The organism is Leisingera sp. SS27, from assembly GCF_028368855.1.
Classification (GTDB): Bacteria; Pseudomonadota; Alphaproteobacteria; order Rhodobacterales; family Rhodobacteraceae; genus Leisingera.
Genome location: NZ_JAQNCY010000014.1, coordinates 83,838 through 97,204 on the forward strand (window position 1 = coordinate 83,838; position 13,367 = coordinate 97,204).

A 13,367-nucleotide genomic window follows, 5' to 3' on the forward strand; every position below is an offset into this window, starting at 1 on the left:
CCCTGGTTCAGGACAGCGATTTGGTCCCCGGCCAAGGATTGCATCCTTGGACCAGGGCGCTGTTCTCCAGAATTCATAACTTCAACGCGTGCAGCCGGGGGGCTACGACAATGAAGGTAAGACGGGTTTTTGACGGTCAACGGGGCGTGCTTGCCGCCATCTTCACAGCAAGCATCTTTGTGAACCTTCTCATCCTGACAGCGCCGCTCTACATGCTGCAACTGTTTGCCCGGGTCATGGCCTCGGGCAGCATTCCAACCCTGATAGCCCTGACCACCGGCGCCTGTATCGCGCTGGTGTTCTTCTTTCTCTTCGACATGATCCGCCAGCGCCTGGTGGCGCGGCTCGGGTCCCGGCTCGAGGCGCGGCTCAGCCCCGCCGTGCTGGGCGGCATGATCGGCGGCCGGATGCCGCCGGGGCTGGCCCGCGCAGAGCCCATCCGCGACATCCAGGATCTGCGCGGCTTTGTCACCAGCCCGCTGTTCCTGGCACTGCTCGACGCGCCCTGGTCGGTGATTTTCCTGGCGCTGATCTTTATGTTCAGCCCGGTTCTGGGCCTGGTGGCGCTGACCGGCATCGCGCTCTTGTTCGCCCTGGCGCTGCTCAATGAAATGGCCGCCCGCGAACCGGCGGAGGAGGCCGGCAAACAGGCCGCCGAGACCAATGCCGCGGTGTCGGAAATGATGCAGAACGCAGGCCTCATTCACGCCATGGGCAAGACCGCGCCGCTGATTGCGCGCTGGCAGCTCAAGGCGTTTTCGGCATTGGTGTTCAACACCCTCGCCACCGACCGGGTGGCGCTGATCACCTCGCTGGCCAAGGCGGTGCGCATGGGGCTGCAGATCGCGGTTCTGGCCGTCGGCGTGGTGCTGGTGATCAACAATGAGCTGACCCCGGGGCTGATGATTGCCGCCTCGATCCTGCTGGGCCGTGCCGCGGCGCCGGTGGAGCAGTCGATTGCCGGCTGGCGCGCCTTTCTGACCGCGCGCGGCGCGCAGGCGCGGCTCAACCAGTTCCTGGCCCATCTCGATGACGCGCCGGAGCGGCTGGAACTGCCCGAGCCGGAAGGCCGGATCTCGGTGGAAGGCGCCACCGTGGTGCTGCCGGGCCGCCCGGATCCGCTGCTGCTGGACATCTCCTTTGACCTGAAACCGGGCCAGTCGCTGGGGCTGATCGGCCCCTCCGGGGCGGGCAAGACCACATTGGCCCATGCGCTGGCAGGCCTGCAGCCGCTGGTGCGCGGCCATATCCGCATCGACGATGCCGCGCTCACCGACTGGGATCCGGCGCAGATCGGCCAGTATGTCGGCTTCCTGCCGCAGCGGGTCGAACTGTTCCAGGGCACGGTGGCGGAAAACATCGCCCTGATGGACCCGGGCGCGCGGCCCTCCGACGTGGTGGCCGCCGCCAAGCTGGCCCAGGTGCATGAAATGATCCTGGCGCTGCCCGGCGGCTACAACGCCGAAGTGGGCCCGCGCGGCGAGTTCCTGTCCGCCGGCCAGCGCCAGCGCATCGGCCTGGCGCGCGCCTTCTTCGGCGGCCGCAAGCTGATTGTGCTGGATGAACCCAACGCCAATCTCGACCCCGAGGGCGAAGAGGCGCTGGCCACCGCCATCGAGGAAGCCTGCGCCCGCGGCGCCACCGTGGTGGCGGTGACCCACCGGCTCAGCCTCTTGCGCCGGGTCAGCCATGCGGCGCTCCTGCAGGAGGGCCGCGTCATCCGCTTCGGCGAGGCCCGCCACGTGATCGAGGCGGCGGCGCAGCCGCTGGCCCGGCCACAGGCGCATTCCGACGACCCTAAAATCGCTCCCTTCCGCCACCGCAACAGCCAGGGCGGCCCGGGCCAGGGAGCGGACACACAGGGCACAGACACACGGGGAGCAAGCGCATGAACCTGCTGGACAATGAGACCCGCAGCGCCGCCGGGACCGCCCGCACACCGGCGCAGGGCGGCTTCCGCGACCAGATGCCGGCCCTTGCCGGCCAGGATGTGCCGCTGCCCAAACGGCCGCCGACCCGGGTGCGCCAGCTGGTGCTGTGGATGGCGGTCTGCGGCTTCGGCCTGTTCGGCGGCCTGGTGTTCTGGGCCACCCAGGCCGAGCTGACCAGCGCGGTGGTGGCGCCCGGCGAGTTCAACGTGGCCGGCGACCGGCTGGCGGTGCAGCATCTGGAAGGCGGCATCCTGCGCGAGCTGAACGTGGCCGAGGGCCAGCGGGTCAGCGCCGGCGCGGTGATTGCCCGGCTCGACGGCCGCCGGGTGCAGGCGCAGCTGGCGATCCTGAACGGCCAGCTGGCCAGCCTTCTGGCACAGCAGGCGCGGCTGCAGGCCGAACTGGCGGACAGCGGCACGCTGCAGCCGGGGGCGGAACTGCAGGCGCTCACCGCCCGGGCGCCGGACCTGGCGCAGCTGGTGGCAGTGCAGCACGACCTGCTGGCCTCCAACCGGGCGCTTTATCAGGGCCAGATGGAAATCATCCGCACCCGCATCAGCCAGCTGGGCGACCAGCTTGAAGGCCGCGATGCCCGCATCACCGCCACCGAGGAACAGCTGGAGCTGGTGCAGGCGGAACTGGCGGATCTCTCCGGCCTCTATGAGAAGGGGCTGGTGCCGAAGGCGCGGATCAGCGACCGGCAGATGCAGCAGAGCGGCCTGCTGGGCACCCTCGGCGCGCTGGAAAGCGACCGCGGCAACGTGCTGGAGCGGATCGGCGAGATGAAGGAGCGGCAGCTGCAGGCCGGGCGCGACCGGGCGGCCCGGATCGCCGCCGAAAGCCAGGAGGTGCAGGAGCAGATCCTGGACCTGCGCCAGCGGCTGGATGCGATCGGCGACGTGGCCGAACGGCTGACCATCCATGCGCCGCAGGACGGCCGGGTGGTCGGGCTGGCGATCAACACCCTGGGCCAGGTGGTGGACCCCGGCCAGACCATCCTGGAGCTGATGCCCGCAGACACCGGCCTCCTGGTGGAAACCAAGGTCGCGGTGGCCGATATCGACGAGGTTGCAATGGGCAGCCAGGCGCGGGTGCAGCTGACCGCCTACAGCTTCCGCTCCACCCCGCCGGTCCGGGGCGAGGTGGTGATGGTCGCGGCCGGCAGCACCACCGACACGGCTGGCGGCCAGCCTTATTACCCGGTGCATATCCGCATCGATGAGGCCGAGCTTGCCGCCCTGCCCAACGTCAGGGCGCTGCCCGGCATGCCGGCCCAGGCGATGATCGAGACTGGCCGCCAGACCCTGGCCGATTATCTGATCAGCCCGGTGCTGCAAAGCATGTCCGGCGCCCTCAAGGAAGGCAGCGGCTGAGACCGGGGGCCCGCGCAAGGCGGGGCTGAAACACAGGGGGAGACACAGGCTGAGGCACAGGCTGAGACACCGGGGGAGACACCTTTGAGACAGCTTTGAGCCAGCTTTGAGACAAGGCAGCAGCCCAGGGGGGAAGGGCCGGCTGCCTGCCAGGCCCGCACCCGCCGCAAGGCCGGGCGCGGGCCTGTTAATCCCTCCCCTGCCCCGCCGCCCGCAAGCACCTTCGCAGAATAAGTCCGGACCGGACCGAATGTTTCGCGCGCGAAACATTTGGTCAATCATGCTGACCTTTTCAGGAAGGCGAAAGGCCCGCTGTCCAGGCAAGGGCGGCGGCCTGCGGCCCCCGGCAAAATGAGTATTTATGGAAAGATGAAACCCCGCAGGCCCAAGGAGGGCCAGGGGGGGCCGCCCGCCGCCTATTCCGCGGCGCGTTTGCGGACCCAGCCCAGAAACGCCGCATCCGGCATCCGCAGGCGCGGCGCGCCGGACCGCACCCACATGGCGCGCCATTCCGCCTCCAGCGCATAGGCATCCGCGCCCGGGATCAGCGCGCGCGCCTCCTCCAGCGTCGCGGGCTTCAGGCTGGGCGCATTCAGCACCGCCTCGGTCACCGCCGCCTTCTGGGAGAACCGGATCACATCGCCCTCCAGCTCCTCCAGCGCGTAATCGGGCAGGGGCTGCGCCTCAATCATGTCGCGGATCATCTTGCGGAACACCCGGCGCGGTGACGCCGAGCCGGATTTCTTCAGCAGGGTCTCCACCGAGACCTGCCAGCTGTTCTGCCGCCCGCAATGCTTGCGCGCCAATTCATAAATCCGCCGCTCCAGCGGTTTCCTGAGCCGGAAGTAATCGCGCGAAAGCGTCAGCACCGATTTCGACAGCACCGCCCGGTAGAGCCAGTCCGAAAGCGTCACCGCCACGCTGACCATCTTGCCCGCGCCCTTCTTGCCCGCCGGCGCCTTGCGCACGATCTCCCATTTCTCGATGAGGCCGAAACCGGTGGTGACCTCCTGCCCGCCGGTCACGATATTGGTGGTGATGCGGGTGCCCGCCAGCCGCTCAAACGCCTCGCGCAGCCGCCGGTAGGCATCGCCGGAGGTTTCCCGGTTGCAGGCGACCAAGAGGTCATGCGCCTTCAGGTGCAGCACCCGGCTCACCTGGCGGCCGGCATTCAGCGCCGCCATCAGCTGGCTGATGCAGAAGATCAGGATGTCCTTGTCGTGGATCGTCGCCAGCCCCTTCACGGAAGGCGTCACGGTGATCTCGGCGCCGTTGTGCTGGTAGTTCAGAATCCGCCGGTCCGGCCGTGTGCCAAGCGAGAACAGTGGATGCTCCATCGACGCCAGGTCGTTCTTGGGGATCGCCCCGAAGATATCGCAGAGGAAGAAATCCCCCTGCCCTTCCGGAGGGATTCCCCCCGCCGTCAGCTCTGCTGCCATCTGCCTGTCCGCCGTCTGCTCAGCCGTCCGCCGGAATCTTCTGCCCCGGTCCGCGACTCGTTTTATCGTGGTTTTGATTACACTCACCCTAGGGTTATCCACACCCTGCCGCAACGGGGGTTCGGAATCGTTGGATCGGGGGTTCGGAGTCATTTCAACGGGGTTTCAGAGTCATCCCTCTCCCGGAATCTGCCCCGATCACCCATGAAAAAAGGGCTTTGCGCGACTCGTCCCGCCCCTGTAACTAATAAATAACCCATATTTAACAGGGCAGATTTTTTTGCACGCTCTGAAACACCCCCGCTTTCCCCTGCCGCAAACCCCGGATTTGCTTAGAAAAACCAAAGGGGATGCGCATTTTTCTTCCATGTGCCGTGTTTTTGGGTATTCTGGCAAAAAGGCAGCACATCAGGGCTGCAGAGTTATAACAGCAGTACTTCACAGGACGGGGCCAAAAAGGCCCATCGACAGCAGGCAGCACTCTCATGGCCAGAGATATCCACAAGGCGAACGCAAGCCTCCCTCCCTATTTCAGCATCGACCCGGACGCCGCATTGGCGGAGCTGGACAACCCCACCAGCACCGCGGGCTTTGCCGAGATCGCAAGCGCCTGCGCGCAAGGGCGCGCTGACCTCGCCAGCCGCGGCATGAACGAGGAAGGCCGCAAGGAGCTGCGCCTGTTCTCCACCTGGGAGATCACCCGCTACCTGATCCCCGTCGCCCAGGCCCATTTCCGCCGGGTGCTGAAGGCCAACCCCGATCTGCCCCAGGGCCGCAGTGAGACCGAAGGCGGCGCCAAGTGGTTCACCCTGGATGAGGTGCTGCGCCTGCGCGCCTTCTTCGCCGCCCAGGGCTCCAAGGCCAAGGACTACACCCCCTACCGCCCCCAAGGCCTGCCCGCCAAGATGGTCGCCGTGGCGAACTTCAAGGGCGGCGTCGGCAAGACCTCCACTGCCGCCCATCTGGCGATGTCGGCAGCGCTCGACGGCTACAAGGTGCTGGTCATTGATCTGGACAGCCAAGGCTCCATGACCTCGATCTTCGGCGGCAAGGTGGAGGATGAATGGCAGACCGCCTTCCCGCTGCTGGCGCGCCACTACGGTGAGCATCTGCGGCTGGAGAACCAGCGCCGGCTCGACCGCGGCGACGCCCCGCAGCCGCTGGACGAGGCGCTGGATGCGGCGATGGAGATGACGGCGCAGGACGTGATCCAGGACACCCACTGGCCCAACATCGACCTGATCGGCGCCCAGCTGAACCTCTACTGGGCGGAGTTCCAGATCCCGGTCTGGCGGATGGCGGCGCGCAGCTGGAAACTGTGGGATGCGCTGACGGAGCGGCTGGAGGCCGACGGGGTCTTGGACCAATACGATGTGATCTTCATCGACACGCCCCCGGCGCTTGGCTACCTGACCATCAACGGGCTGTCCGCAGCCGACATCCTGCTGGTGCCGATGGGCGCGTCGTTCCTGGAGTTCGATTCCACCGGGCGTTTCTTCGACATGCTGCATTCGACCTTCGCCTCCATCGAGGAGGGCGAGAACCTGGCGGCCCGCGCGCTCGGCCGGCCGGGCATCTCTTTCGAATGGGACGCGGTGCGCGCCGTCATCACCCGCTACGACGGCGCCCAGCAGGGCGAGCTGGCGGCGCTGATGCAGGCCTATATGGGCCGGGTGCTCTCCCCCCATAAACAGGATTTCACCGCGCTGATCGGTCAAGCGGGAGAGCAGGTGAGCGGCATCTACGAGGCCGACTACCGCGACTTCAACCGCGAGACCTATGCCCGCGGCCGCGAGACCTTTGACGAGACCTATGCCGCCTTCAAGAAGCTGCTGATCGGCGTCTGGCGGCGCGAGGTGTTGCAGGATGAGGCCGAACAGCGCGCGGCGGGCTAAGGCCCTAACAAGAGATTTGGGGTAGTCTGACCGCCCCACCCGGAAAGAGGCACGAGGACCATGGCAAAACGCAAACGGCTTTCCCCGGCGCAAAGCGATTACCTGACAGCGGCGCCTGCCGGCAGGCCCGCGCTTGGCACACCCTCCAGCGTGGGGGCCAGTGTGGGGGCCGCGCCGATTGCCCAGGTGGCCTCGGATGCGTCCGCCCAGGCGGCGCTGCAGGAACTGTCGGGCGTCTTGGAAAACGCCCGCGCCAAGGGGCTGATGATCGAGGAGCTGCCGCTGGCGGCGATCGACGAGAACCACCTGGTGCGCGACCGCATCGAGCAGGACGAGGAAGAGCTGCAATCGCTGATGGACTCGATCCGCGCCCGCGGCCAGCAGACCCCGGCAGAGGTCGTGCCGCTGGAGGATACATTCGGCGGGCGCACCCATGGCCTGATCTCCGGCTGGCGCCGCCTGACCGCGCTTCGCAGGCTCTATGAAGAAACATCAGACCCGCAATTCGCCACACTGAAGGCGCTGGTGATCAAGCCGGACAGCGCCGAAGGCGCTTATGTGGCGATGGTCGAGGAAAACGAGATCCGGGTGAACCTGTCGCATTACGAGCGCGCCCGGATCGCGGTGCGGGCTTATAAGGAGGGCGTCTTTACCCGCCGCAAATACGCGCTGCAGGCGCTGTTCGGCAATGCCACCCGCGCCAAGCGTTCCAAGATCGGCAGCTTCGTCACCCTTGTGGAAGCCCTGGATGCGGTGCTGTTCTACCCCACCGCGATCAGCGAGAAGCTGGGCCTGGCGCTGGTGCGGGAGATCGAGGCGGATGCGGGGTTTGCGGAACGCGCAAAACAGGCGCTGCAGGCCGCCGACCGTTCCACCCCGGAGGCGGAGCTGGCGGTGCTGACCCGTCTGGTGGAGGGGCAGACGGCTGAAATGCCCAAGTTAGAGCCTGATATGCCCCCTGCCCCGCCGACCCTGGAACAACTGGCAGCGCAGGCGAAGGAGCGGAATGCCGGCCGGGATGCGGAACATTCCCGGCCCCTGGTGCCGCCGCTGGTCAGCGCCCCGCGGGTGCGCGGCGCCGGCGACTGGGACGCGGCCATGCCGGGCGAGCGGATCAACCTGCCCGCCCCCCGCGGCGTGCGGCTGGCCTATACCCCCAGCGAGCAGAAGATCGAGATCAGCGGCGAGGCCGTCAGTGCCGCCCTGGTCAAGGAGTTGGAAGCCTGGCTGAAAAAGTTCTGATCAGAGCCTGAACAAACAGCAAAGGGCGCGGAAACCGCGCCCATTTTCATCCCTTGTTAGAGCCTGATATTAGGTCAGCACGATTGACCAAATGTTTCGCGCGCGAAACATTTGGTCCGGTCCGGACCTATTTTGCCTCCCCCCGCCCCACCGAGATGTACGTCTCGAAACCGGCCCGTCTGGCGGATTTCGCTGAGTAGATATTGCGCAGGTCCGCCATCCGCGGGGTCTGCATCTTGCGGGCCAGCTTCTGGAGATCTAGCGCCCGGAACTCGTTCCATTCCGTCAGGAGCACCACCAGGTCGGCTTGTCTCGCCGCCATATAGGGATCCTCCTCCCATTTGACCCCGGGCAGGAGCGCCTCGCCCTCGGACCGGCCCTGCGGGTCCACCACCCGCACCTTGGCGCCGCCGCCCACGAGGGCGGGCACGATGGTCAGGCTTGGCGCGTCGCGCATGTCATCGGTATTGGGTTTGAAGGTGACGCCGAGGACGGCAATGGTCTTGCCGTTGAAGGACCCCTCGCAGGCATCGCGCAGCTTCTCCACCATCCGGTGCTTCACCTCGTCATTCACCCGCATCACCGTTTCCGTGATGCGCAAGGGGAAGGCATGGTCCTGGCCGATCCGCGCCAGCGCCGCGGTGTCCTTGGGGAAACAAGACCCGCCATAGCCCGGCCCTGCATGCAGGAACTTGTTGCCGATCCGCCCGTCAAAGCCGATGCCGCGGGAGACCTCCTTGACGTCCGCCCCCACCCGCTCGCAGAGGCCCGCGATTTCATTGATGAAGGTGATCTTGGCGGCCAGGAACGCATTGGCCGCGTATTTGGTCAGCTCGGCCGATTCCAGGTCGGTGGTCAGGATCGGGAAGTCACGCAGATACAGCGGGCGGTAGATCTCTGCCATCACCTCTGCCGCGCGGTCGTTCTGGACGCCGACCACCACCCGGTCGGGTTTCATGAAATCCTCGATCGCGGCGCCTTCGCGCAGGAACTCCGGGTTGGAGGCGACATCGAACTCCGCCTTGGGATTGGCCTTGGCGATCACCTGTTTCACCTGCCGGTTGGTGCCCACCGGCACAGTGGATTTGGTCACCACCACCGCATAGCCGGTCAGCGCCCCGGCGATCTCCTCCGCCGCCGCCATCACATAGGTCAGATCCGCATGGCCGTCGCCGCGCCGGGTCGGGGTGCCGACCGCGATGAACACCGCCTCGGCGCCGTCCACCGCCGCCGGCAGGTCATCGGTGAAGCTGAGCCGCCCCGCCTTCACGTTCTTCTCCATCAGCTGATCGAGGCCCGGCTCGTAGATCGGCACCTCGCCCCGGTTCAGCCGCGCGATCTTGCCGCCGTCCTTGTCGACACAGACCACATCATGGCCGAAATCCGAAAAGCAGACGCCGGACACCAGTCCGACATAGCCGGTGCCAATCATCGCAATGCGCATGGAATGCCCTTTCCCCAATCCCCTTTTGGCGGCGGCTTTGCGGCCGCCCTTGTTATGAGATTAGAAGGATTTACGGCGCCGGACAGGGCGGGAACCGGTTTTTTGCCGGCCCCGGCGGCAGACCCGCGGGGGGCTGGAAACAGGCTTGCAACAGGCTTGGAACAGGGGCTGGTAAATAGGTCCGTTTCGGACCAAATGTTTCGCGCGCGAAACATTTGGTCCGAAACGGACCTAAAAACCCCGGAGTTCTGCTGCGGCAGAGGGCCGCCGCCGGGGCGGTAAAGGATTTGACAGCATCGGGGATTTATGAGTTTTCGGGCCGTATACGGCAGCAGATTCACCTCACAGGCAGGGAGCCCCCCTTGACGGCAGCAGCAGAGGCACTGAGCAGAGCAACCCCGGCGGAGAGCCCCGCGCAGGCCAAAGGCATGGCCGCAGACCTGGCCGCGGATATGGCGGCGGAGCCGGCAGCGGCCGGGCGGCTGGTGGCGGTGGTGGTGACCCACAACCGGCTCGGGAAGCTGAAGGTGACGCTGGCCCGGCTCCTGGAGAGCCCCCCGGATGAACTGGCGGCGGTGGTGGTAGCCGACAATGCCTCCACCGACGGCACCGCCGCGTGGCTGGCGTCGCAGACGGATCCCAGGCTGGATGTCCGCACCAGTGCCGGCAACCGCGGCGGCGCCGGCGGGTTCGAGATGGGCATGCGCCGGGCGATGGAAGCCCACGCGCCCGACTGGCTGGTGGTGATGGATGATGACGGCCGCCCCGCGCCGGGCGGGCTGGCGGCCTTTCACGGGCTGGCCATGCACCGGCAGCCGGCGGGCGCGGCAGACGGGGGCGGCTGGGACGCGGTGGCGGCGGCGGTCTATTTCCCGGACGGCCGCATCTGCGAGATGAACCGCCCCTCGCGCAACCCGTTCTGGCATGCCCGCGAGTTCCTGCGCACGCTTCTGGGCGGCGGCCGCTCCGGCTTCCATGTGCAGCCCGCGGATTACGAGGGGGCGGGGATGCAGATCGATGTCACCTCATTTGTCGGCTTCTTCATCTCGGCGGCGGCGGTGCGGCGGACCGGCTATCCGGATCCGGAGCTGTTCATCTATGGCGATGACGGCATCTATACGCTGGGGCTGACCAAATCGGGCGGCCGGATCGGCTTTGAGCCCTCGGTGCGCTTTGAGCATGACCTGTCGACCTTCCGCGCCCGGAAGGCAGGCGGGAGCGCGGGCCCGCAGCAGGCGGATGCGGCGCAGCGCGGCCGTTTCGTGCCGTTGTGGAAGGCCTATTACTACCACCGCAACCTCTTGCTGCTGTACCGGATGGCGGCGGGCTGGCTGTTCTGGCCGGCGCTCCTGGTGATCGTGCCGAAATGGCTCTGGAAGGCGCGCCAGCATGGCGGCAGCCGCCGCGTTTTCCTGCGGCTGATGGGCCATGCGCTGCGCGACGGGCTGCTGCGCCGCACCAGCGTGCGCCACGCCAGGGTGCTGCAGCTGTCCGGCGAAGGCTAAGCCTGCGGGCGCTGCAGCAGACTGCAGCAAACCGGGGCAAACCGGGGCAAACCGGGGCAGGGCGGGCGGTTCAGCGGTTCAGGATCACCCGGTGGAAGCGGCCCATCAGCACCATCCCCAGCGCCAGCAGCACCAGGCTGGTGAGCACCACAAAGGGCACGTTCACATAAGCAGGCGTATAGGTGGGGTAGACCCCGGCGCGCATGATCCCGGCGATGTGGATCAGCGGGTTGTACCACAGGATCTCCTGCGCCAGCGGCGGCATGTCATCGTAGAGAAAGAAGATGCCGGAGGCGAGGAACAGCGGCCGGGTGATGATCGACCAGACCATCTCCCACAAGGGGTAGAGCCCCATCAGCACGCAGTTGAGCGTGCCCACCCCCAGCCCCAGCAGCATCGCCAGCCCCAGCGCTGCAGCCATCTGCGGCAGCTCCAGCACCGTCCGGCTGTCGATGACGGCCAGGATGCCGCCCAGCAGCAGGATGGTGACCAGCACGCCGGTCAGGCTGTTCAGCAGGAAGCGGGCAATCACCGCATCGGCCCAGGTGACGGCAGGAAACCGCAGCAGCGGATGCGAGAAGCTGATCGCCCGGGACACGGTGAGCGAGACCGACTGGTAGAGATTGAACGGCAGGTAGCCGGTGGCATAGAACAGCAGGAAGCTGGTGCCCAGCGACGGGGTGTGGATCACCAGCGAGAAGCCCGCCGCGAGGAACAGGATTGCTGCCAGCGGCTCTGCCACCGCCCAGACATAGCCGCCCGGGGTGCGCCCGTAGCGGGTCGACATCTCGCGCAGCACCAGTGCCGCCACCGTGCGCAGGGTGGCAAAGCGGCGGCGCCCTGCGGGCCGGGCCGGGGCTGGAACGGCGGCGGGCGGCGGAACCGGGACGGCATCCGGAGCGGGAGGAAGGCTGGCCATGAATACCCATTGTGATTACATGTGCGGCGGCGGTACTATGGCGCAAAGCAAAGCCGGTGACAAACAGCAGCGCAGCAGGACAGGCCACTCATGACACAGAAACGCCAGGCGGCACAGGCCGGCGGCTCCGGCCCGCAGGGCGGGGCCGGCAAGGACAGCCAGGACCGGCCGGGGCGCCGGCTGCATCTGACGGATGGCGGCAAGGGCCAGGCCCAGCCGGGCCCGGGCGCGAAACAGGGTGTGAAACAGGGGGCGAAACCGGGCGGCGGCAAGGGCAAGGGCGGCCCCGGACCGAAACCGGAACCGGGTCCCGGGCCGGGCGGCAAGCCGCCGCTGCAGCAGATGCGCGAGCGGGCGGAACGGGCCGAGGCCGAGGCCCGGCAGGTGCGCGAGGAACTGGCCGCGGCCCGCACCGCCGCCTATCCGGTGGCCGGCCCGGCCCGGATGCAGACCCGCCACTGGGGGCTGCTTGCCAGCTTTGCGCTGGCGGTTCTGCTGCCGCTGGCGGCGGCGGTCATCTACCTGTTTGCCATCGCCGAGGACCAGTATGCCTCCACCGCCGGCTTCACCGTGCGCAGCCAGGAAAACTCCGGCGCCCAGGACCTCCTGGGCGGGCTGGCCGCCTTCACCGGAACCTCCAATGCCTCCGACAGCGATATCCTCTACGAGTTCATCCAGAGCCAGGAGATGGTCAACGCGGTGGAGGCGCGGGTGGGGCTCAGGGCGCATTTCACCCAAGCCTGGCCGGGCGACTGGGCCTTTGCGCTGTGGCCGGAGGCCAGCGCCGAGGATCTGGCCTGGTACTGGCAGCGCATCGCCCGCATCGCCTTTGACAGCAGCTCGGGCCTGATCGAGGTGCAGGCCACCGCCTATGACCCAGAGACCGCGCAGGCCATCACCCGCGCCATCCTGGAGGAGAGCCAGACCCGCATCAATGCGCTCAACGAGCAGGCCCGCGCCGATGCGATGCGCTATGCCGAAGCCGATCTGGCGGAGGCGCTGGAGCGGCTGAAGGAAGCCCGCGAGGCGCTGACCCGGTTCCGCACCCGCACCCGCATTGTCGACCCGGAGGCCGACATCCAGGGCCGCATGGGGGTGATGAACAACCTGCAGCAGCAGCTGGCCGAGGCGCTCATTGAATACGACCTGCTGGCGGGCAGCGTGCCCGCGGGCGACGTGCGGCTGAACAAGGCGCAGCAGAAGATCGGGGTGATCCGCGAGCGCATCGACATCGAGCGCCAGGCCTTCGCCTCCGACAGCACCGAGACCGGCGCGGTGGGCGAGGATTACCCGACGCTGATCTCCGAGTTCGAGCGGCTCACGGTGGACCGGGAGTTTGCCGAGGAGGTCTACCGGGCGGCGCTGACGGCGCTGGAGCTGGCGCGCGACGATGCCGCCCGCCAGAGCTTGTATCTGGCCGCCTATATCACGCCGACCCTGGCCGAGGACTCCGAATACCCGCGCCGCTTCATGCTGAGCGGCCTGGCCGGGCTGTTCCTGCTGCTCAGCTGGTCGATCGGGGCGCTGGTCTATTACTCGGTCCGCGACCGCAGCTGAGACGATGCGCAAGGAGGCATGTGCCATGAGACAGTTGCCTGAGGCCGGGACCGCAGGGGGGC

9 protein-coding genes are annotated in these 13,367 nt (G+C 67.3%); 6 read left to right on the forward strand and 3 right to left on the reverse strand.

Going from position 1 to position 13,367, the window contains the following annotated elements; all coding sequences use genetic code 11:
- The first annotated feature begins 179 nt into the window (after positions 1–179).
- Together N6L27_RS20645 and N6L27_RS20650 are read left to right on the forward strand one after the other, a co-directional pair.
- The gene (locus tag N6L27_RS20645; RefSeq protein WP_442915809.1) at positions 180–1,892 is read left to right on the forward strand and encodes a type I secretion system permease/ATPase; all 1,713 of its coding nucleotides are present in this window, start codon (positions 180–182) and stop codon (positions 1,890–1,892) included.
- The gene (locus N6L27_RS20650) at positions 1,889–3,304 is read left to right on the forward strand and encodes an HlyD family type I secretion periplasmic adaptor subunit (RefSeq protein WP_271909321.1); all 1,416 of its coding nucleotides are present in this window, start codon (positions 1,889–1,891) and stop codon (positions 3,302–3,304) included. The genes N6L27_RS20645 and N6L27_RS20650 overlap by 4 nt, the downstream gene beginning before the upstream one ends.
- 416 nt (positions 3,305–3,720) lie before the next feature.
- Here the strand turns inward: N6L27_RS20650 and N6L27_RS20655 are convergent, their stop codons facing one another.
- Positions 3,721–4,743, reverse strand: a complete 1,023-nt coding sequence (locus N6L27_RS20655; RefSeq protein ID WP_271909322.1) for a replication initiator protein A — start codon at positions 4,741–4,743, stop codon at positions 3,721–3,723.
- 485 nt (positions 4,744–5,228) lie between these two features.
- Here N6L27_RS20655 and N6L27_RS20660 point away from each other — a divergent pair, with 485 nt between their 5' ends.
- Complete coding sequence (locus N6L27_RS20660; RefSeq protein WP_271909323.1) at positions 5,229–6,638, forward strand: AAA family ATPase; 1,410 nt, start codon at positions 5,229–5,231, stop codon at positions 6,636–6,638.
- Positions 6,639–6,698: 60 nt separating this feature from the next.
- Positions 6,699–7,880: a ParB/RepB/Spo0J family partition protein gene (locus tag N6L27_RS20665; protein WP_271909324.1), complete on the forward strand. Its 1,182-nt coding sequence runs from the start codon at positions 6,699–6,701 to the stop codon at positions 7,878–7,880.
- 127 nt (positions 7,881–8,007) lie between these two features.
- Here N6L27_RS20665 and N6L27_RS20670 read toward each other — a convergent pair whose 3' ends face one another.
- Positions 8,008–9,324: a UDP-glucose dehydrogenase family protein gene (locus N6L27_RS20670; protein ID WP_271909325.1), complete on the reverse strand. Its 1,317-nt coding sequence runs from the start codon at positions 9,322–9,324 to the stop codon at positions 8,008–8,010.
- A gap of 362 nt (positions 9,325–9,686) precedes the next feature.
- On the opposite strand from N6L27_RS20670, the gene N6L27_RS20675 reads away from it, so the two are divergent.
- Positions 9,687–10,829 carry a glycosyltransferase gene (locus tag N6L27_RS20675; RefSeq protein WP_442915810.1) on the forward strand — a complete coding sequence of 381 codons (1,143 nt, stop codon included), beginning with the start codon at positions 9,687–9,689 and terminating at the stop codon, positions 10,827–10,829.
- Positions 10,830–10,899: 70 nt separating this feature from the next.
- Here the strand turns inward: N6L27_RS20675 and N6L27_RS20680 are convergent, their stop codons facing one another.
- On the reverse strand, positions 10,900–11,748 hold the full coding sequence (locus tag N6L27_RS20680; RefSeq protein ID WP_271909326.1) for an ABC transporter permease: 849 nt from the start codon (positions 11,746–11,748) through the stop codon (positions 10,900–10,902).
- 90 nt (positions 11,749–11,838) lie between these two features.
- On the opposite strand from N6L27_RS20680, the gene N6L27_RS20685 reads away from it, so the two are divergent.
- Positions 11,839–13,305, forward strand: a complete 1,467-nt coding sequence (locus N6L27_RS20685; protein ID WP_271909327.1) for a sugar transporter — start codon at positions 11,839–11,841, stop codon at positions 13,303–13,305.
- Positions 13,306–13,367: the final 62 nt, after the last annotated feature.